Source organism: Sphingobium sp. HDIP04 (assembly GCF_000445085.1).
GTDB lineage: Bacteria > Pseudomonadota > Alphaproteobacteria > Sphingomonadales > Sphingomonadaceae > Sphingobium > Sphingobium indicum.
Genome location: NZ_ATDO01000082.1, coordinates 61,421 through 82,217 on the forward strand (window position 1 = coordinate 61,421; position 20,797 = coordinate 82,217).

Genomic DNA, 20,797 nt, shown 5'->3' on the forward strand with positions numbered 1-20,797 from the left:
CTGAAACAGTTAGTCGGCTAACATCATGCGCGGGTAAAGCTATTCCGCCGCATCCGGCAGCGCATCCGGCAAAGCCCGCACCGCCTCAGCCGAAGACGGTTCGCGGACCAGCGCCTCCACCGGCTCCAACTCCTCCAGTTCCTTGCCGCCCGTCTCGATGTTGAGGTCGCGCAGCTTGCGGCCCGTCACCAAAACGCGGCCCTCGAAGCTGCCGACGAAACTGTTGTAATCCGCCACGGCCCCGTTCAGCCGATTGCCCAGCTTCTTGAGCGACCCGGCCGCCCCGGCCAGTCGTTCGTACAGTTCCTTGCCCAGCATGCCGATTCGCTTGGCCTCGTCCGCCATCTTCTCCTGCCGCCACACCGCCGCGACGGTCCTGGCGATGGCGATCAGATTTGTCGGCGTCGCCAGCAGCACCCGCTTTGCGAAGGCATGGTCCCAAAGCTGCGGATCATGCTCCAGCGCGCCGGACAGGAAATGTTCGCCGGGCACGAACATGATCACATAATCGGGCGCATCGTCGAACTGTTCGGCATAGCTTTTCCGCCCCAGCGTCTCGACATGCGCCCGCATGGCGGCGGCGTGGGCGGACAGCAGCCGCTTCCGCTCCTCGTCCCCCTCAGCGCCATAGGCGTCCTGATAGGCATTCAACGACACCTTGGCGTCAATCACCAGCGCCCGCCCGCCCGGCACGCGCAGGATCGCGTCGGGGCGCAGCCGGCCGTCCTCGCCCTCCACGCTCACCTCGGTCTGGAAATCCACATGTTCGGAAAGGCCGCATGTCTCCAGCACGTTTCGCAACTGCTGCTCGCCCCAGCGGCCGCGCGCCTTGGGCGCATGGCGCAGCGAATCGACCAGCCGCTGCGCCTCGGCGCGCACGGCTTCCTGCCCGGTCTTCATCGATTCGATCTCGCCGCGCAGGATGCCGTAGGCCTCCGTCCGCTGCTGCTCTATCTGGGTGATCTTCTGGTCGTAACGCTGGATCGTCTCGTTGACGGGATGCAGCAATTGCCTGAGCTGCGCCTCGCTTTTCTCATGCGCCTGCATCATGCGCTGGTCGGCGCGTTCCAGGAAATGGCTCTGCGCCTGGTGCAGCAACTTGCCGCCGATCTCGCTGAACTGGGCCGAAAGCTGCTCCTTGGCGTCCTTGAGCGCGGCGATCTGCGCTTCGAAGGCTTCCGCCCGCGCCTGCGCGTCGGACCGCAAAGCCGCCAGTTCCCGCGCCGCCGCTTCCCGCCCGGCGCGCTCCGCCTCCAGCTTCCGCGCCAGGTCCGCCGCCTGCGCCGCGCGCTCCTGCGCCACCACCAATTCCTGGATGGCCGCGTTGCGCTGCGTCGCCGCCATGTCGAGCTTGCCCGCCAGATCGGCCTTTTCCGCCAGCAGCGGCGCCATGGACCGGCCCTTCGCCAGCCAGCCGATCCCCAACCCCGCGACCAGGGCGACAATGACGAGAATGGCGGCCAGGCTGTCCATATATGCCCCTTTACAGAACGAAAGGTGAACCTAGCCGCATGACGTCACCGCCGCAAGCCGCATCAGTCGGTCGCTAGCCGCGCTTCAGATCAGGGAAGCGCGGAAAGCCGCCAGCCGCGCCGCGGCCTCGTCCAATATCCCGTCCGCCTTGGAAAAGCAGAGGCGGACCAGGTGCGTCACGGGTTCAGCGGGATAGAAGGCGGAAATCGGGATCGCCGCCACGCCCGCTTCCTCGATGATCCGCTCGCAAAAGGCGACGTCGTCCATGTCGATGCCGGAAGCGGGCAGGTCGACGGTCACGAACCATGTCGCCGCGCAGGCATTGACGACATAGCCCGCCCCGCGCAGCCCCGCGACGAGACGGTCGCGGGAAGCCTGATAGGCGCCCCGCATGGCGTCGAACCAGCTTTCCGGCCTGGCCAGCCCCTCGGCCACAGCCCATTGCAGGTGGGGCGGCGTGGTGAAGGTGATGAACTGGTGAGCGCGGGCAAGCAGCGTCGCAAGGGCCGGGGCTGCGCACATCCAGCCGACCTTCCAGCCGGTGAGGGAAAATATCTTGCCCGCCGAACCGATCTTCACCGTCCGATCCCGCATGCCGGGAAAGCCGATCAGCGGCCTGTGCGCGACGCCGTCATAGATGACATGCTCCCACACCTCGTCGCAAATGGCGATCAGGTCGTTTTCCACGCACAATTCCGCCAACAGCGCCAGTTCCTGTTCGCGCAGGGCGATGCCGGTCGGGTTCACCGGATTGTTCATCAGCAGCAGGCGCGTGTTTGGCGTGACCGCCGCCGCCAGCGCCTCTCGCCCGATCCGCCAGTCGGGCGGGGTGAGCCGCAGCACCCGCGCCACGCCGCCCGCCCGCTCGATCAGCGGCAGATAGGCGTCATAGAGCGGCGCCAGCACCAGCACTTCATCGCCGGGCCGGACCAGCGCCAGCAGGCTGGCCGCGATCGCCTCCGTCGCGCCGGAGGTGACGATCACCTCCTGCGGCGACAGGTCGATCCCCTGATGCCGCGCATAATGCGCCGCCACCGCCCCGCGCAGTTCGGCAAGGCCGGCCATGGGCGGATATTGATTGGACCGGGTCAGCAGCGCGTCGGCGGCGGCGCGCAATATCTCCTCCGGCCCCTGCGCGTCGGGAAAGCCCTGCCCCAGGTTGATCGCGCCCGTCTCCCGCGCCCGGCCGGACATTTTTTCGAAGATGGTGGTCGGCATGTCCCGATAGACGGGATGGCCCAGGGGGTCGCGTTCGCTCATGCCGGCCGACATGCCGGTTTTCGGGGCGAGGGGTCAAGTTCCGCGCAATCGGCCCTCTGCCGCCGCCCGCTTATGCCTTAGGGTGCGGCTTTGCCACGATCACGAGTTGAGCAGACATGATCGACCGCCTTTTCCTGAAACATCCCAGAGACGTTCATGAAAGCTATGGCGGGCATTTCGAGGTGGCGACGCGCTTCGGCTTCCTGATGGTGCGCGCGGGGCTGGCCTGCATGGTCCACGGGCTCGTCCCGGCTTTCTTCACCCGCACCGGCAGCGCGACGGTGAAGCGGCTGTACGACGAAATGCGGCAGCGCCAGCCGGACCTTCCGGAACCCGCCTATCTCAGCCCGCAATGGCGCCCGGAATATGAGATCTGAAGGCGAGATAGACAGGAACGCTTGGACTGGGCTCCTGCCTTCGCAGGAGCACTCACTTCATCTTGCCGTCGCCCTGCAATCGCTGCGGCGGCTTGCGCCGCCGAGTAAATCGGATGACCGTCCCGGACGGTCATTAATCCTGCCCGCGGCCGTTTACACGGCCGAGTAAAGCCGGCGAATGTCCCCCGGACATTCGCTATTTCGGCTTTACTCCCACTCGATTATTTCCTACCCGCATAACGCCCTGAAATTGCAGCACAAAATATTTTTCATGACTCGCCATACCGTCAGCCAACCCGTCAAAAACTCGCGCTGCTGAAATCACTGGCTTTTTCGGCCGTCCTTGCGAAACCCACCTTCCACCATCTATCGCCGGACACGGTTTAGAAGCCTCACCGAACGACCCTCAGACCAGCTCCACCGTCTGTACGCTACGCTACGAAGTGCGAGCGACGGCTCGTCTGTGGTTATACCGTCATGGCGGCTCGATCATCCCCCAAGATTCAGGTCCCGCACAGCGACGAACGCCCGGTTCGTCTCGGCCGCACGCCGCTCCTTGGCTTCCAAAACGGTGATGAGTGAAACCTTGCGCGAGAGCACCTCATAGAGGTCGAGCCCGTCAGCGCATATGAGGTTGGTCTGGCGTCCGCGCGAGAACGCCTCCAGCCCCTCGGCCGTGAAGCCGGAATTGCTGACGAACAGCCCGCGCGACCAAGATGCCTTTCCACCGACCTTGCCCGAAAAGGTCATCAGGTCGGCAAAGCCGATCTGAGGCCCATGCCATTTTGCTTCAACCAGGTAGGTCTGACCGTGCAGCTTGAAGCTCCCGTCGATCTGCTCGCCGACGAGCCGAAAAGAGCCGCGCGGCGCCAGCCCGAACCCGGCGAACAGCTCGTTCAGAAAGCCCTCGAAACGCAGACCACGCGCCTGGGGATCGAGCTTGGTGATCTCGATGAGGAGCGCAGCGAGCTCCTGCTCCTTCTCCGCGCCCAGCGTCGACGACGCCTGCGGCGCTCGCTCTGCGGCCTTTGGCGAGCCGAAGCTGCTTAGGAAGCTCGGATCGAGCAGCTCAGGGATCTTGAATTGCACCCCGGGAAGAAGGCTGTTGAGTCGATCAATCTCTTCACGACTGAGCGGATTTCCCTTCCCCCGCCGGTAGGTCATCGCTTGGCGAACGATCGCCACGATCAATTTCGTAAAGCACGACCTGCGCTGTTCCAGCGTCGCGGTCAGGAGTTGAACCATGGCAGGTCGCTTGCTGCCCGGGACCCATAGATCGCCGACGCCAGCCTGTGCGGCGGCAAGCGGAAATGCGGTCCTGTTGTTTCCGCTCCCGGGAAGGAAATCGTAGAGGAGGTCTGCGAGGTCCTCGATCGCCTGAGCTTCACGAAATGACATCATAGGTTACTCGTCCTCCGCCTCCTCCATGCGCGCTTCGAGCTCGTCGAGGAATGGAGAGCGCCCCCAACGCATCCTCCCGCGGGCCGTATCGACGTAGCCTGAATAAAGCATATGGATCTCGTCGCGAGCGCGCGTGAGACCGACGTAGAAGAGCCGGCGGCTCTCGCGGCGAGCAGCGGGCAATTCATTGCGCCACGGCAGACTGCCAAGGTCGAGACCGACCATAATCACGACGTCATATTCGCACCCCTTCGCGGAGTGAAGCGTCAGGAGATTCAGGTGCAATGGAGAGCCGTCCCGCCCACCGAGACTTGCCAAATCGAGGTCGGCAAGCGCGCCTCCAACAGCCAGAGCTGCCGTCATCCGATTCACCTGCTCGCCCTGGTCGGCGAGGCTGGGCTCGCCAGCCATAAGTGCGTCAAGCATCCCGGCTCGTAGCGCCGCCACAAAATCCCGAGCGATCCCCTCCTCGACGCGAAGCGACCAGAGAAGCTGGGTTAGACGTTGCGCTTCATCGCGCGCCTCGGCTTCGGGGATGCGCGCGCGATGAAATCCCAACCAACGATCTAGCAGCCCGCGCAACTGCGGCCGGGCCTCGCGCCAGCCGCCCGCGCACCATGCGGCGCAATCTTCGATCCAACTCGTGAGCGCGACCTTCCGGTAAGGAGCGGCGGTGTCGACACGAACGAAGTCGAGGCCCGCGGCGGCCACCGCTTCCGCCACCACGTCGCCAGCCCGGTAGTCGCGATAGAGGATGGCGATATCGCCGAGCGCTCGCCCTGGCTTTCCCGCAAGCGCCGCGGGGATGATCTCTTCGATTGCATGGGCGGCCTGCCCTTCGAGACCGTCAGCGCACTGCGTGAACTCGATGACGGCCTGCCGGTCCGGGTCGTTGGACCGATAGCCGCGCGCTTCGCCTAGCGCCATCTCGGAGGCGCTGACGATCCGGGCCGCCGAACGATAGTTGAGCCGGAGCTGCACCCGCTCGACGTCGTCCCGCTCCGCAAGGTCCTGCAGGAGCGCTCCATCGGCGCCGGTGAAGCCGTAGATCGACTGGTCGGGATCGCCCACTGCAAACAGCCGAACGCCGCCGTCAAAGGCCACGCGCTTCACGATGCGATGCAAGGCCACACCGAGGTCCTGATATTCGTCAACGGCGAGGACGGGGAACTTCGCCTGCAGCAGCGGGAGCACCCAATCGTGCTCCGAGACGAGCCGCTGCCCGAAAACGACAAGGTCATCGAAGTCGATAAGACCCGTCCTCCGCAGCTCGGCCTCGTATCCTTCCGCCCACGCGGCGAGCTCTGCCTCGCTGGTCCAAAAAATCGAGGTTCGGTCGAGAACCGATCGCCTGTGCCTTCCAAGGTCCATTGTCTTGTTCGGATGACCGACACCGAACAGCCTGTCGCCCACGCGCTTCATTGCCTGGTCGCTCTGCCGAGTCGTGGCGACGGTAAGCGGGAAAGGCACCGGCAAATCGGCAAGCCGGCCATACGGCATGAGGAGATGCCGCAAGCAGAAACCGTGAACGGTGCCGATGAAGAGATTGGAGGCCTCACGCAGGCCTAATCGCTCGAGCCGGCGGGTCAGCTCGCGAGCGCATTCCTGACTATAGGTAATGCACGCCGCACCACGCGGCGCGCGCACGTCCTCGGCCATGATCCTTGCCAGCTTGAGCACCAGCGTCTTGGTCTTGCCGCTGCCAGGACCGGCCAGCACGACACAGTTGCCGGTCGAGTCATAGGCCGCCTGCTGGCCCGGGTTGCCAGCAAGATCGGCCGCTTGGGCGAGATAGGCAGCACTGACGCTACGCAACGGCATCGCGGATGTGCTCCAGCGCCTGCCGGATGTAGTCCGGACATGTATCCACGTCGACGTGGCGGGCGAGCGCCTGGGCAAAACGACCCTTGCCGACCCGTTCGATGAGCGCAATCAGCGCATCCTCGTCGAGCGTATCGGGGTCATCCACCCACCCTTGCAGCTCCTCGCGGGTGCCGTCGCCGATGCTCAATTCTTCTTCGATCACCTCCTGCATGCCCTCGGCAAGGCCGCCGGTAAACAGCTCCGGTTCCAGCGTGTTGCTGTTGACGAAGTAACCGAACGGCTCGGCGCGGGCGATTACAGCGTCCGCGTCGAGACGCCTGTAGCTGACGCCTTCTTCCCGCAATTGCAGCACACTGATCAGGCGACGCCGAACCCGCGGATGGCTGGCGCCATTGGGGTCGCGGTCCGTCAGGATCACGTGCGGAATGTTCAGGCCGTGCGGGCCTAGCAGCTTCACGTAGGGCGTGAAATTCGTGCCGCTGACCGAACAGACCGTGATGCCGAGCATGTCGAGCGGGATATCTAGCGCGTCGGCAAAGGCCGGCACCAGGAACCGCTCCGCGTCGCCCTCGACCAGGATGACACCGCGGGCGAAGAAGATCTCGCCGCGGCTCACATCAATGTAGCGCTGAAGGTCCGCCTCATCGCGCTCGGTAAACGGCGCAGTGGCCGTCGAGACGGCGATCGTCGCATTCGTCTCCGCGTCATGGCGGAGCAAGACGATCGAGCGGATCGGCGTGACGCTGGCGATGTGAGGTGAATGCGTCGTGAGGATCGTCGTCAGCGGCGGCGTATCCTCCTCTCCGTCTGCGCCCGTGCCGAGGAAGTAGCGATAGACAAGGCGCTGAACGTGCGGATGCAGGTGCGCCTCCGGCTCTTCGACGACGAAGAAGGTGTGGTCGCGTTCACCGTCCGTTACGAGCCGATCGAGCTCGAGACTCTTCAGCGCCATGAAAATCAGATTGGCCGTGCCAAGACTGGCGTCGGCAATGCCGCGGGCTCCATTGTCGATCAGCAGGCGCAGGCTGCGCAGCAAGGCGTCGACCCGTGTCGGCGAAAGACCGAGCGTCAGCGGGACCGCATGCTGCTCGCCCGCGATGGCGATCAGCCGCTCGCTGATCCGCTCTGCCGTGGCGACCACTTCGGCATGGCCCTCCAACTCCGCCTGCGCCTCGTTCACCTGCTCCTGAATTTCCGCGCGAGCATCCGCGTCCAGGGAGGTTGCAAGCTCCTCAATCAATGGCCTTAGCGGCGAGTTGCGCCAGCTCGCCAGATCCTTCTCGGCATCGCGCAGCGCAACCTGCACGTCGAGCGGCAGCATTCGCCGTAGCGACGGCCCGATGGACATCTCGGGGTCGTCACCGCCAAAGATGATGTACTCATAGTCGGCTAGGCTCTCCGGATCCCGATCGAGATTGGCCTTCGGCTGAAAGCGGTAGGTAAGCCGCGCGACCATCGGCGGCCCTGGATCGACCACGCAGTCATTCAGATGCGCCATCAATCGCGGATCGTCGGTGAAGTCGGTCAGCTCGACGGCGATCTCAACCGTTTCCCCGAGCTTGTCCTCGCCTAACCCATCCCAGAAGTGCTCCAGGCCGAGCTGGCGATCACGCTCGGACAGGCCCGGGTCGAGAATCAGTTGCAGCGCGCGGATGAAATTGCTTTTGCCGACTTTGTTCTCACCGACGATGACGATGTTCTCGCCCGTCTCGAGGTTGATCTCCGAGAAGTTCGCGAAGTTGCTTATCTTTACGCGCGAAATCCGCACGGTCATTCCCCCCGTTTTTATTCTGAATTGACGCGCTAGCCGAGTAGCACCTCGATCTCCTTGTTCTCAACAAGCGTATTGATCTCACTGTAGAGATCGACATCCTGACCGGGCGCAGAGATTGAAATGACTAGAGCGTACCGCGCTTTGTCAGCCACACGCTTTTGGCCGACGTGCGACTTCCACCATCCGCCGACCGGATAGACCGCGATGGCGTCGTGACCCGCCAGTTCGATCGCCCTGCCGCGCCACAGGTCGCAATGCAGCGACCCCGCCTGGATGGCTTTCGGCCCCAAGAGCCAGCAACTGGCCTCGCCATCGGCTTCGGTGCCGTCCTTGGCCTGGCTCGCGGAAATACGGCTGCGAAACCGGGCCGCCGTCTCCGTGCGCTTCTTCATGTCAAACCGCAGCCCGAAGGAGCGATATGTGTCGGGTCGGGTAGCCGCCTTGCCGGCCAGGTTAGGCTCGATGAAGTACGACAGGGTCACCTTCATCGTGACAATCTCGTTTTCGAGTTTCTCCAACGCTGCTTTCGGCCAAGGCAGATCGTAGAAATGCATCTCATTGAACACGCCGGTCCGGCCGTCCGCACCGATCGCGAAGGGCTGGATCTCCGCCTGCGCGACCAGCGTGGCATCGTTGCGCGCCGAGAGGATGGCTCGATCAATGTCCGGCACGCCATATCCGAACTCGCGGAGCATCTCCTGCTTCTTGCCCTTGGTGGCCGCTTTCCCGGTCTTCCAGTGGGCTCCGGTGCCGATAAACCTTTTCCGGATCGGTTCGGGCCAACGGGCCGAATCCACGGTTAGCGCGCGATGCGTTTCTGCCCATAGGTCCGGCCGAGCCGCTTGCAGGCGGCCGATGAAGTTTCCGGCCATTCCAGCGGCCGCGCTCGTTGCCCAGAACGGCACGAGCGGTTCGGTCGCGACATCGGAGCCGGCCGAGAGAAGAGAAACGGCCGGGTCCCAGCCGCAAAAGCCGGTCGCGTCCGACATCATGTTGCCGGCCTCAAACAACACCTCCGGCTTGATCGGCGTCAGGTCGTCAGGCAGCGACTGCGAGCCACGACTAAACGGACTGCGGTGATTGGCCGGGACGGCGGCCTGCAACACGGGCGGCGGCGCTGGCGGCTGCTCCTTCCGCGTGAAGCCGCCGATGGTAAGGGCGTTCCAGCTCTGTGATGGGTCTTCCAGAGGCTGCGAGGGCAGGACGTCTACCGCCATGCCGCCGGAGACGTTTCCAGTCGCAACGACGATCAGCCTCTTGGATCGCTCCGCGGCCGGCACGGCGTCGTCAGCCTCACCGGGCATGGCACCGGCCGAGATCTGGTCGATCGCTCCGCTCCAAGTCGAAGGCCGGCTGGGTGGGAAATCGGTGGCAGACGTTGCAATGCAGAAGCTCCGCACCGCTTCCGGGCGCTCGATCTCCACTAAGCTGACAGCGCCTTGCGTCACCACTCCATAGCTGGGCGGTTTGGTCGGTGGAAATCCACCAGGCGGCAGCAGCTTCATGGATTCGGCGCCATGCGTCAGATCGACGGGGCGCGCGTCGTTCATCAATGGTTCGAGGTCGCCGTAAAGGACGAGTCCCGCAAGTGGTGTGCCGTGACCGCCGTACGGCTCGTGATCGTCCGCGCCCCAATCAGCATCGTAAGCCCAAGCCCCACGCAAGCCGGGCGCAATCAACGGATGGGCCGCCGTGACACCCGTGTCGAGCGTGCAGACCACTGGAGCGTCCGGAGACGGCGGGCTGACGCGCTGCGCCAGCTCGTCCACCCAATCATGCTGTCCAAAGCCGGTGTCGCCACGATCGAGAAATGGCTCGATCGTTCCTGTTGCCCGGCGTATCTCGGTGATGGCGCCTGGCACGCGCGCCGCGAACGCGGCCACTGCCGCGGCGGCTGCGTGAAGGAAGACGACCGTCGTATCCGGGAAGATCAGGCGATCGTCATGCACATCGATGTTCGCGTTGCGAGCCGCAGCGGCCAGGCGGTCCGCCAGCGCGACCGGCTGGCGAACCCACAACTCCCACCAGAGGATGTCCGGCGCAGCCAGATCCACCACGCCGGTGAACAGTGATCCGACTTCCACCGCCCTGACTTCTTCGATGACCTCGAACCGCTCGACATCGGGACGTCGCTGATTACCGGGATCGCGACCATAGTCAGTGATGCGATTCCGCAGGAAGGCGCGTGCGTCGTCGGGCACGAACAGCAAGGCGCTTTCGGTGCGGTCCTCGTTACGCTCCGATCGCAGGATCACAACGTCCTGCGTTGGAAACTCCAGGGTCGCCGGCACCTTGACGGCCTTGGTCCGCGAGCCTTCCGCCGGCGGCAACGTCGTGACCTCCACGACAGTGCCGGATTTCAGCCCCTGCACGGGCAGGCGCGGATCGGCAGCCGCAACTGGAACGGTCCCCAGCGCCGCAGCGAGCTGGTCGAGGAGCTGCGTGGCGTGCGCCGCATAGTCTCCCCGAAGGGGTTTGCGTTCCTGATTGCGCGAGGGAAAAGTGTAGGCTGCTGTTTCACGAAAGACGTCGATCGCGATATGCGGACGGTCTCTCGCGTCGAAATTATCGGGCTCCGCCATAGGCTCCTACTTCTTCATTCGCGTTCCATTCAATCCGTTCGGCGGAGCCTGCCTAACGGCCGGGTTGGCGACGGAACTTGCCCTTCAACGTCTGTCGATTTTCGAGCGCGTCGCGCAAGGCGTCGGGCGACACCTTCGATGCGCCTTCCAGAATGGCGTCCTTCACGACGGTATCGGCCGCGCGGACCAGCTCGCCCTGGCTGAGCCCTTCAAGCGCGCTTTCAATGCCGGGCCATACCTTCGAAGCGAACTTGAACTTGCCGAGACGGCGTTCAAGAATGCCCCGCGCAGACGCCGCATCCGGCAGCGTATATTCGACCACTTCGTCGAAACGGCGCGCGAGGGCTTCGTCCAGAATCTCGACATGATTGGTCGCCGCCAGCACGAGACTGTCGGTCGAATTCGGTTCCTCCATGAAGGCCAGCACGGAATTGAGAACCCGACGGATTTCGCCGACATCGTTCGGGTCGCCCCGGCGCGCGCCGATCGCATCGAATTCATCGAGCAGATAGACGCCGCGCGTCTGCGCGATCTGATCGAAGAGCAGGCGCAGCTTGCCCGCGGTCTCGCCGAAGAACCGGCTGAACAGCGCTTCAAGCCGTACCGTGAACAGCGGAAGCCGCAACTCGCCGGCCAAGGCCGAAGCCGTCATCGTCTTGCCCGTTCCGGGCGGCCCAACCAGAAGCATGTGCGTGGCCGGTATCTGACCGTGCTCGCGCAGGGTCACGCGCTCCTGCTGCTGGCGTACAACGCGGCCGAGCCGCTTGGCGATCTCGTCGGAGAGCACCATGCTTGAGAGTGCAACCTTGGGATAGGCGCTCTCGACGAGACCCTGCAATTCGCCGCGCGGTCGAGCGAGCGGGATCGGGGTCTGGCCACCGGCCGGCTTGCCAGTCCGGCGCTGATCACGCGCCTTCTGGACAAGCCGTTTCAGCTTCTCAGCATCGTCCGAACGACCCTGGCGAGCTTCCTGAGCGGCGATCTGCAAGGCGATCGACAGGAGCTGGTCTTCGTCCCCGTCGATATGCGAGTTCAGGAGCGCGAGAATTTGTTTAGTCGACATACTCGCCTCCTTTCTTTGGTCTGGCCTCGCTATACTGTTGCTTGCTCAGATGCTTGTGGCTGTCGCTCGCTCCGCGCACGCTATCGGAATCCGTCCAAAAGCGCCACCTTTTCCTCTCTACCACAGAGCTTCCTAACCATTCTTTCGCCCCATGGGGCGTAAAGCCCACCCTGATCAGCGGCTGCCCAACCGGCCGGACCATCGACGGGCATTTCCAGCGCGGGGGAGATTCGGTGCTCGACATGGCGACGGGCCTTGACTCTCTCGACCAAAGATTAGAACAAATGGAGAACATGATGCTGAACCCATTCCCGGAGGTCAACAGGAAGCTTGCGGTCCGAGCCCGCTATAGAGTCTTTGCGCGCGCAGATCGAAAAGATCGAAGGCCGCGGCCGGCGCGCCAAATCGGTTCTCCCCTTCGGGATTGCCGCGATGGACTCGCGTCTGCCAGGCGAAGGGCTCGCCCTCGGCGCGCTGCATGAAGTAGCCGGCGGCGGCAATGGCGCAATCGACGGAGCCGCCGCTGCGCTTTTCAGTGCGGGGGTCGCCGCCCGCACCAAGGGTAAGGTTCTGTGGTGTATCACCAGGCCCGATCTGTTCGCTCCAGCGATCGCGCAGGCCGGGCTGGCGGCCGACCGCGTGATCTATGTCGAAGCGGGCGACGACAAGACCGTGCTCGCCTGCATGGAGGAAGGGTTGCGACATGGCGGCCTCGGCGCTGTCGTCGGAGAGGTCGCTCGTCTCTCCATGACCGCCTCCCGCCGCCTGCAACTCGCCGCTGAAGGTGGCGGCGCCATCGCCATTGCATTGCGACGATGGCGACGTCAGACGGAGGCGGCCGATTTCGGGCAACCGACCGCAGCCATGACTCGCTGGCGGATCTCCGTTCTGCCGTCGACGCCGCTGCCCGTCCCGGGCGTCGGGCGCCCTCGATCGCTTGTCGAGCTGATCCGCGCTCGCGCGGGCGAAAGTGCAGATTTCGAATTGGAGGCGTGCGATGACACGGGTCGTCTCGCTCTTCCTGCCGAGCTGGTCCACCGACCGGCTGCGGCGGAAGGCTGGCGACGCGGCGCATCCGGCTGAGGCGCCGCTCGTCCTGATTGGCCGCGATGGGAACAGGCGGGTGGTGCTGGCGGCAGACGCCGCCGCGCAGGGCGCGGGCCTGCGCGCCGGCATGCCCGTCACCAAGGCGCAGGTTTTGGTGCCGGGCCTCATCGTACAGGACGCCGATCCGGACGGGGACGCCGAGGCGCTCGACCGGCTCGCCGCCTGGCTCCTGCGTTATGCGCCCATCGTGGCACCCGATCCACCGGACGGCATCATCATCGACTCGACTGGCGCCGATCATCTCCACGGCGGCGAAGGCGCGATGCTGAAGGGCCTCATCGGTCGCCTTGCCATGTCCGGGCTCACCGCCCGCGCGGCGATCGCCGACACCTGGGGCGCCGCGCACGCGCTGGCTCGATACGCGGCGCGGCCGACGAGGATTGCGCCACCGGGCCACGGCCGGTCGATTCTCGACCCCTTGCCGCTGACCGCTTTGCGGATCGCCCCATCGACCGTCGAGGGCCTGCGAACACTCGGCTTCCAGTGCATCGGCGATCTGCTGGCGCAGCCGCGCGCGCCTCTCACGCTGCGCTTCGGGCCAGAGATCGACCGCCGCATCGACCATGCGCTCGGAGATCTGGCGGAGCCGATCGAACCGGTCCGACCGTCCGAACTCGTGCAGGTGCGCCGCGCCTTCGCTGAGCCGATCGGCACGGCCGAGACTATCGCGCGCTACATCGGCAAGCTCGTCGTCCAGCTCTGCGCGCTGCTGGAAGAGCGCGGCCTCGGCGCGCGCCGTCTCGATCTCCTCTGCCACCGTGTCGACAATCGGGCTCAGGCGGTTCGCGTCGGAATGGCCACGCCGGTCCGCGACGTCAGGCGGCTGACCCGCCTTCTCTGCGACAAGATCGAGACCATTTCCCCCGGCTTCGGCATCGAGGTGATGACGCTCCGCGCCAGCGACGCCGAACCGCTCGAGCGCAAGCAGGCCGTCAGTTCACTCGTCGAGGAAGCGGCGCCGGACGTCTCGGACCTGATCGACACGCTCATGAACCGTGTCGGCGAGCGCGCGATATACCGCCTTGCGCCGGTTGCGAGCGATGTGCCCGAGCGATCGGTCTGCCGCATCCCGGCGATGGCGGCCGATACGGGGACGAGCTGGCCCGGCCATTGGCCGCGGCCGTCGCGCCTCCTGACCCAGCCGGAGCCGGTCGAGACGGTCGCGCTCTTGCCCGATCACCCGCCGGTATCCTTCACCTGGCGGGGTGTGCACCGGCGCGTGAAGCGCGCCGACGGACCCGAGCGCGTGTTCGGCGAATGGTGGAAGCGCGATGCCGAACTGGCGGCGGTTCGCGACTACTTTCGCGTCGAGGACGAAGCCGGCGAGCGTTACTGGCTGTATCGGGCGGGCGACGGCGAGGACGCCACCACCGGCTCCCATCACTGGTTCCTCCACGGGGTGTTCGGATGACCGCGCCCCGCTACGCCGAGCTTCAGGTCACCTCCCATTTCAGCTTCCTGCGGGGCGCGTCGTCCTGCGAGGAGCTGTTCTCCCAGGCCGCGCTGGCCGGCATCGAAGCGCTCGCGGTCGTGGATCGGAACTCGCTGGCCGGGATCGTCCGCGCCCATCAGGCCGCGAAGACGACGGGCGTTCGCCTCATCGTCGGCTGCCGCCTCGACCTTGTCGATGGCGCCTCAATGCTCGTCTACCCCACCGACCGGTCGGCCTATTCGCGCCTGTGCCGGTTGCTGTCGCTCGGCAAACAGCGCGCTGGCAAGGCCAAGTGCCATCTCGAATGGCCGGATCTCATGGCCTATGGCGAGGGTCTCATCGTCGTCCTCGTCCCCGACCAGGCCGATGCAGAATGTGCGTTGCGCCTGCGCCGCCTGCGCGACGCCTTCGGCGACCGCGCCTATCTGGCGTTGACGCTGCGCCGCCGGCCGAACGACCAGCTCAGGATCCACGAGCTGTCAAACCTCGCCACGCAGATGCGCGTGCCGACCGTGGTGACGAACGATGTGCTCTTCCACGAGCCCGCGCGCCGCGTCCTGCAGGACGTCGTGACCTGCATTCGCCACAACGTCACCATCGACGCCCTGGGCGACCGCCGCGAGCGCCATGCCGATCGGTACATCAAACCGCCCGAGGAGATGCATCGGCTGTTCGCCCGCTATCCCGAAGCGCTCGCCAGGACCTTGCAGATCGCGGATCGTTGCCGTTTCAACCTCGATGAACTGGCCTACCAATATCCGGAGGAGCGCGACGATCCGGCGCTCACGCCGCAGGAAACGCTGGCAAAACTGACTTGGGAAGGAGCCGCTCAACGCTATCCTGAAGGCGTGCCGGACAGCGTGATCGCCGCGCTGCGGCACGAGCTGCGGCTGATCGAGAAGCTCGGCTATGCGCCATACTTCCTGACGGTCAATGCGATCGTTCGCTTTGCCCGATCGAAGGATATCCTTTGCCAGGGGCGCGGCTCGGCCGCCAACTCGGCGGTCTGCTACGTCCTGGGCATCACCTCGATCGACCCGGGACGTAACGACCTGCTGTTCGAACGGTTCGTCTCCGAGGAGCGGCGCGAGCCGCCCGACATTGACGTCGATTTCGAGCATGAGCGGCGCGAGATCGTCATGCAGTGGGTGTTCGACACCTACGGCCGCGACCATGCCGCGCTCTGCTCGACGGTCATCCGCTATCGCACCAAGGGCGCGCTGCGCGACGTCGGCAAGGCGCTCGGCCTCCCCGAAGATCTTATCGGCACGCTGTCCTCGCAGGTCTGGGCCTGGTCGGAGGAAGGCGTCGAACAGCGCCACGTCGAGGCGCTGAACCTCAACCTCGCCGACCGCAGGCTCCGCCTGACGCTCGATCTCGCGCGCCAGCTCATGGGCGCGCCGCGGCATCTCAGTCAGCACCCCGGCGGCTTCGTCCTGACCCATGATCGGCTCGACGACCTCGTGCCGATCGAGCCGGCCGCAATGAAGGACCGGCAGGTCATCGAATGGGACAAGGACGACATCGACGCCCTGAAGTTCATGAAAGTCGACGTCCTGGCGCTCGGGATGCTGACCTGCATGAAGAAGGGGCTGGATCTCCTGGCCGAGCACAAGGGCGTCAATCTCGATCTCGCCTCCATCCCGGCCGAGGACCCGCGCACCTACGCGATGATCCGCAAGGCGGACACGCTCGGCACATTCCAGATCGAGAGCCGGGCGCAAATGTCGATGCTGCCACGTCTAAAGCCGCGCACCTATTACGATCTCGTGGTCCAGGTCGCGATCGTCAGGCCCGGTCCGATCCAGGGCGATATGGTCCATCCCTATCTTCGCCGCCGGGAGGGCCTTGAGCCCGTCCACTACCCGAAGCCCGAGCTGGAGAAAGTGCTCGGCAAGACGCTCGGCGTGCCGCTCTTTCAGGAGCAGGCGATGCGGGTCGCGATTGAATGCGCCGGCTTCACACCGGGCGAAGCCGACATGCTGCGCAAATCGATGGCCACCTTTAAGTTCACCGGCGGCGTCTCGCATTTCCGGGACAAGCTGATCGCCGGCATGGTGGCCAACGGCTACGAGCAGGCGTTCGCCGAGCAGACCTTCAAACAGCTTGAGGGCTTTGGCAGTTACGGATTTCCGGAAAGCCACGCAGCCTCTTTTGCACTGATCGCCTATGCCAGCGCCTGGCTCAAATGCTGGCATCCCGATGTCTTCTGCGCGGCCTTGCTCAATTCGCAGCCCATGGGCTTCTACGCACCCGCCCAGATCGTCAGGGACGCGATCGAGCACGGCGTCGATGTTCGGCCGGTCTGCGCCAACGCTTCGCGCTGGGACTGCACCCTCGAGCCCACCTCGGACGAAAGCCGCTACGCCGTCCGTCTCGGCCTGCGGATGGTCAAGGGTCTCGCGAACACCCACGGCGCCGCAATCGTCTCGGCGCGCGCCGATCAGCCCTACACATCGATCGACGATCTCTGGCGCCGCGCCGGCGCGCCGTCCGCCGCGCTCGTCCAGCTCGCCGAGGCGGATGCGTTCCGTCCGGCGCTGGGACTGGCGCGTCGGGAGGCCCTTTGGGCGATCAAGGCCCTCCGCGACGAACCCTTGCCGCTGTTCGCAGCCGCCTCCGCCCGCGAGGCCGGCGCCATCCCCGAGATCGACGAGCCCGCGGTGGCGCTGCGGCCGATGACGGCGGGCGGCGAAGTCGTCGAAGACTACGGCCATGTCGGACTGACGCTGCGCACGCATCCGCTCAGCTTCTTGCGGGAAGATCTCCAGCGCCGCCGCATCGTCACCTGCGCCGAGGCGATGGCCGCGCGCGATGGTCGATGGGTGGAGGCGGCCGGCATCGTCCTCGTCCGGCAACGCCCGGGCAGCGCCAAAGGCGTCATGTTCATCACGCTCGAGGACGAGACCGGCATCGCCAATCTCGTGGTGTGGACGAAGGTGTTCGAGGCGAACAGGCGCGCCATTCTGTCGGCCAGCATGATCGCCGTGCGCGGCCGCGTGCAGCGGGAGGGCGAGGTCGTTCACCTCGTCGCCCAGCGCATCACCGACCTGTCGGGCGAGCTGGCCAGCGTGGGCGATCGCGACATGGCGTTTCCGCTGTCCCACGGCCGAGGGGATCAGGTTCGGCACGGCGGCTCCGGTCCCGATCCCCGCGAGCTGCCCCCGAAAGGCCTGCGCACCCGGGATATCTACATTCCCGATCTCCACATCGATACGATCAAGGTGAAGACGCGGGATTTTCGATGACCGCCCTTCACGGCGCCCACTGCGACCGCCACGCGCCGCATCAGCCGACCTGTTCGACCAACAACGACCCCGCCGGCAGCGGGCGGATGAGCGACTGCGCCGGCACGGAAGGGTTCAGCCAGCCGGTCCAGGCATCGCGCTCGAGGATGACGATCTGCCGGTCGTGATAGGGCGCGATGTCGGGCCCGGGCTCCATCGTCAGCATGGTGAAGGCCTCACCAACCTCCTTCGTCTCGCGCCAGATGCCCCCAATGCAGAAGATCGGCTCGTCGCGCTTGGTGAAGAGCCACTTGTCCTTCCGCTTCTTACCCTTCTCGGCCGCGTCGGTGAACTCGTAGAAACCATCGGCCACGATGAGGCAGCGGTTCGACCCGAAAGCGCGCCCCTCCGACCGAAAATTATACACCGGGCGCTTGTTCTGCCCGGGCCAGCTCCATCGCCGTTGCACGAGGTCGCCTTCGCCGCGCACGCCCTCGATGGTGCGGACGATCGCCCCGACATCGGTGATCTTGATGTCGTCGCGCGCCGCGATGTTCGGCGCGCCTTCGCCGAAGCGGATCTTGATCTTCAGATCGGCGAAGTCCTCTACGATCGAGGCGACGTCCACCGTCAGACGGTAATCATTGCACATCGCTCCTCCGTCCCGATCGCCATTGTCTCGCGACCCCGTTCTTGTTATGTTCGAAGACTATGAGCGCGACGGCCTTCGACTCCGACGCATCGCTCGACGAACGCCGCGTGATCATAAGGCGCGGCGGCGGCGATGTTGAGATGGTGAAGCTGCCGTGGGGTCTTCAGCCCCGCGAGATCGGCGGCCGTCCATTCACCGTCCTGCGCGCCGAGGACCGGACCTTCCCGAGCCATCGTTGCCTGGTGCCGGCGTCGGAATTCTGCCATCGCAGCGGCGGCAAGCACTACAGCTTCGCACTCGCGAACGGCGAATGGTTCTATTTCGCCGGCATATGGCGTCCGGCAACGCGCGACTGGCCGGACGCTTATGCGATCCTGACGATCGGCGCGAATGCGGACGTCGAGCCCTATCACGATCGGCAGATGGCAGTGCTCCGACGAGATCAGCGCATGGCATGGCTCGATCTGACCTGCCCGGAAGCGGAGCTGCTCCGTCCCTTGCCGGCGGGGAGCTTCCGCGTTTCCCGCCTGCGCGAGGCCCGGGCCGCGCTTGCGTTCTGAAACCCTGAAAGCCGTTTGACCGAATGTCCGGTTTTGCGCAGCGCCGGCCGCCCGCCCGGCCTGGTCAGCCCGCGGCTGTCCGACGCCGGGCGGGCGCCGCCGCGTCCGGCTCGCGAAGCATGCCCTTCCGGCCGGCGTAAAGCGGAGTGACGCCCGCAATCCCGGCGGCGTGCCGGCGCAGCAATGCGGCGGTCGCGTCGCGGTCTGTCGCCCGGGCGAACGCAAATCCCTGGCCGAGCATGCAGCCCATCGACCAAAGCTGGCTCGCCTGCACCTCGGTCTCGATCCCCTCGGCGATCACCATGATCTCCAACCGGCGGGCGATTTTGATCAGCCCCTCGACGATGACGATGCTCGGATCGTCCGGCCAGAGCCGCTCGACGAAGCTGCGGTCGATCTTGATGATATCGACCGGAACATTCAGCACATGCGTCAGCGACGCGTGTCCCGTCCCGAAGTCATCGAGGGCGACCCGGACGCCCGTGGCGCGCAGACGCTCGATCTCGCGCGCCACGACGCCGTCACGCCGGCCGATATAGACGTCCTCGCTCACCTCCACCACGAGCTGGTCGAGCGGGACGCCAACAGGGCCGAACGCACGTTCGAGCTTCTTCGAAATGCTTCCGGTGTAGAAGTCCGCCGAGGAGACGTTCAAGCCGACGTGCCCGACCCGCAGGCCCTGGTCCCGCCACCGGACCATGTCGCCGGCGATCATCGCGGCCATATGCTCGGTCAGCTCGGCCGCGATGTGAGCGTCCGCCGTTGCCTCATGAAATTCGTGCGCCGCAATCAGCGTCCCGTCCCGCCCTCGCATGCGGCACAGGGCTTCGAGGCCGACAATCTCCCCCGTGTCCAGCCCGACGATCGGCTGGTAGTGGGCCTCGATACGACCGTCACCAAGCGCCGCGGCCACATCGCGGATCGCATCGCGGCGGTGCGTGATCCGCGTCCCGATGCCGGGCCAGTACCGCACAAATCCGCCCCTGCCAGTCTCCTTGGCATGATAGAGCGCGAAGTCCGCCGCCTCGCTCACCGCCGCGGCCGTCGACTCCGAGGGACCGAACACTGCGCCGCCAATCGTCGCCTGGGGCACCACCATATGGCCCTCGCAAGGCGCGGCGAGCTCGAGCCCGCGGAAGATCCGACGCGCCGCCGCGTCGAGGTCCGACAGCAAGGCGGGCGCCTGGACCAGAACGGCGAACTCGTCGCCGCCGATCCGGAACGTCACGTCCGGCGCGACGGCGCGGGCAATGCGAGCCGCAGCGACCTGAATCAGCCTGTCGCCTGCAAGGTGCCCGAAGGTGTCGTTCACGATCTTCAGATTGTCCAGATCGATCATGAACAGGGCCCAGATGCCGGGCTCGTCGCAGGGCATGCACTCCAGCGCAGCGTTGAACGCCGCCCGGTTGGGAAGACCGGTCAGAACATCGACATTCGCCCGTCGCTCCCGGTCGACCACACGTTCATGGCGCCGTAGCGCCATGCCGCAGAGATCCAGGGCCGTGCTGATGACCCCCATCTCCGCCTCGCGCGGACCGCGGTGCTCGCGGAAATAAAGGGCGAGCACGCCGATCGGATCGCCGCTCTCGGAGATGATCGGGTAGGACCAACAGGCCTTCAGGCCGGCGACGAGCGCGTGATCCTTGTATCTGGCCCATCGGGGATCCGCGGCGATATCGGCGATGCCGACCGTCTTGCGCATATAGGCGGCCGTGCCGCAGGACCCAACCTCCGGCCCGATCATCACGCCATCGATCGCAAGCGCATAGGCGTCGGGCAAACTCGGTGTCGCCAGCGGATGAAGCAGCCCGGCGGGGTCCACCGTCATCAGCGTACAGACCACGTCCGGCAGAAGCGCCTCGATCTCCAGGCATAGCTGACGGGCCGTCTCCTCGAGCGAGACGCCATTGGCGATCAGACGCAATATTCGGTTTTCAACCTGCAGCAATGGCAACTCGACCGCCCATCGGTGACGGTGTCCGATTGGGGAAACACGTCTCTGCCGGCCATTCTAGTCCTTCAAACTGAAGGCCATCTTTTCATAATTGCTAAATTTGGAATTAAG

14 protein-coding genes are annotated in these 20,797 nt (G+C 65.4%); 5 read left to right on the forward strand and 9 right to left on the reverse strand.

Annotated elements, in window-relative coordinates:
- Window positions 1-39: 39 nt before the first annotated feature.
- The gene (locus tag L286_RS34885; RefSeq protein ID WP_020818672.1) at window positions 40-1,473 is read right to left on the reverse strand and encodes a DNA recombination protein RmuC; all 1,434 of its coding nucleotides are present in this window, start codon (window positions 1,471-1,473) and stop codon (window positions 40-42) included.
- An 84-nt stretch (window positions 1,474-1,557) separates the two neighbouring features.
- Window positions 1,558-2,745 (reverse strand): aminotransferase, encoded by a 1,188-nt coding sequence (locus tag L286_RS34890; protein WP_020818671.1) that lies wholly within the window; start codon window positions 2,743-2,745, stop codon window positions 1,558-1,560.
- A gap of 104 nt (window positions 2,746-2,849) precedes the next feature.
- Here L286_RS34890 and L286_RS34895 point away from each other — a divergent pair, with 104 nt between their 5' ends.
- Entirely contained in the window at window positions 2,850-3,110 is a 261-nt protein-coding gene (locus L286_RS34895) for a DUF6356 family protein (protein ID WP_020818670.1), read from the forward strand.
- Window positions 3,111-3,599: 489 nt separating this feature from the next.
- Here the strand turns inward: L286_RS34895 and L286_RS34900 are convergent, their stop codons facing one another.
- The 5 genes from L286_RS34900 to L286_RS34920 are packed head-to-tail and all read right to left on the reverse strand — an operon-like array spanning window position 3,600 to window position 11,754.
- Window positions 3,600-4,511, reverse strand: coding sequence for a restriction endonuclease (locus L286_RS34900; protein WP_021223368.1), 912 nt, complete (start codon window positions 4,509-4,511; stop codon window positions 3,600-3,602).
- A gap of 3 nt (window positions 4,512-4,514) precedes the next feature.
- Window positions 4,515-6,332 (reverse strand): ATP-dependent helicase, encoded by a 1,818-nt coding sequence (locus L286_RS34905; RefSeq protein WP_013039020.1) that lies wholly within the window; start codon window positions 6,330-6,332, stop codon window positions 4,515-4,517.
- Window positions 6,319-8,109, reverse strand: a complete 1,791-nt coding sequence (locus tag L286_RS34910) for an ATP-dependent nuclease (RefSeq protein ID WP_013039021.1) — start codon at window positions 8,107-8,109, stop codon at window positions 6,319-6,321. The genes L286_RS34905 and L286_RS34910 overlap by 14 nt, the downstream gene beginning before the upstream one ends.
- Window positions 8,110-8,138: 29 nt before the next feature.
- Entirely contained in the window at window positions 8,139-10,691 is a 2,553-nt protein-coding gene (locus L286_RS34915) for a S8 family peptidase (protein WP_013039022.1), read from the reverse strand.
- Between the two features lie 52 nt (window positions 10,692-10,743).
- Window positions 10,744-11,754: an AAA family ATPase gene (locus L286_RS34920; RefSeq protein WP_013039023.1), complete on the reverse strand. Its 1,011-nt coding sequence runs from the start codon at window positions 11,752-11,754 to the stop codon at window positions 10,744-10,746.
- 357 nt (window positions 11,755-12,111) lie between these two features.
- Here L286_RS34920 and L286_RS34925 point away from each other — a divergent pair, with 357 nt between their 5' ends.
- From L286_RS34925 to L286_RS34935, 3 genes are read left to right on the forward strand one after another with little or no spacing between them, the layout of a single operon-like run.
- A complete protein-coding gene (locus L286_RS34925; protein ID WP_013039025.1) occupies window positions 12,112-12,837 on the forward strand; it encodes an ImuA family protein in 726 nt (241 codons plus the stop codon).
- Window positions 12,752-14,272 (forward strand): DUF6504 family protein, encoded by a 1,521-nt coding sequence (locus tag L286_RS34930; protein WP_013039026.1) that lies wholly within the window; start codon window positions 12,752-12,754, stop codon window positions 14,270-14,272. The genes L286_RS34925 and L286_RS34930 overlap by 86 nt, the downstream gene beginning before the upstream one ends.
- Window positions 14,269-17,541 carry an error-prone DNA polymerase gene (locus L286_RS34935; protein ID WP_013039027.1) on the forward strand — a complete coding sequence of 1,091 codons (3,273 nt, stop codon included), beginning with the start codon at window positions 14,269-14,271 and terminating at the stop codon, window positions 17,539-17,541. Before L286_RS34930 ends, L286_RS34935 begins: the two co-directional genes overlap by 4 nt.
- A 40-nt stretch (window positions 17,542-17,581) precedes the next feature.
- Here the strand turns inward: L286_RS34935 and L286_RS34940 are convergent, their stop codons facing one another.
- A complete protein-coding gene (locus tag L286_RS34940; protein WP_013039028.1) occupies window positions 17,582-18,172 on the reverse strand; it encodes an SOS response-associated peptidase in 591 nt (196 codons plus the stop codon).
- Window positions 18,173-18,231: 59 nt separating this feature from the next.
- Between L286_RS34940 and L286_RS34945 the strand changes: the two genes are divergently transcribed.
- Window positions 18,232-18,732 (forward strand): SOS response-associated peptidase family protein, encoded by a 501-nt coding sequence (locus L286_RS34945; protein WP_013039029.1) that lies wholly within the window; start codon window positions 18,232-18,234, stop codon window positions 18,730-18,732.
- Window positions 18,733-18,796: 64 nt separating this feature from the next.
- On the opposite strand, the gene L286_RS34950 is transcribed toward L286_RS34945, so the two are convergent.
- Entirely contained in the window at window positions 18,797-20,656 is a 1,860-nt protein-coding gene (locus L286_RS34950; RefSeq protein ID WP_021223369.1) for a bifunctional diguanylate cyclase/phosphodiesterase, read from the reverse strand.
- Window positions 20,657-20,797: the final 141 nt, after the last annotated feature.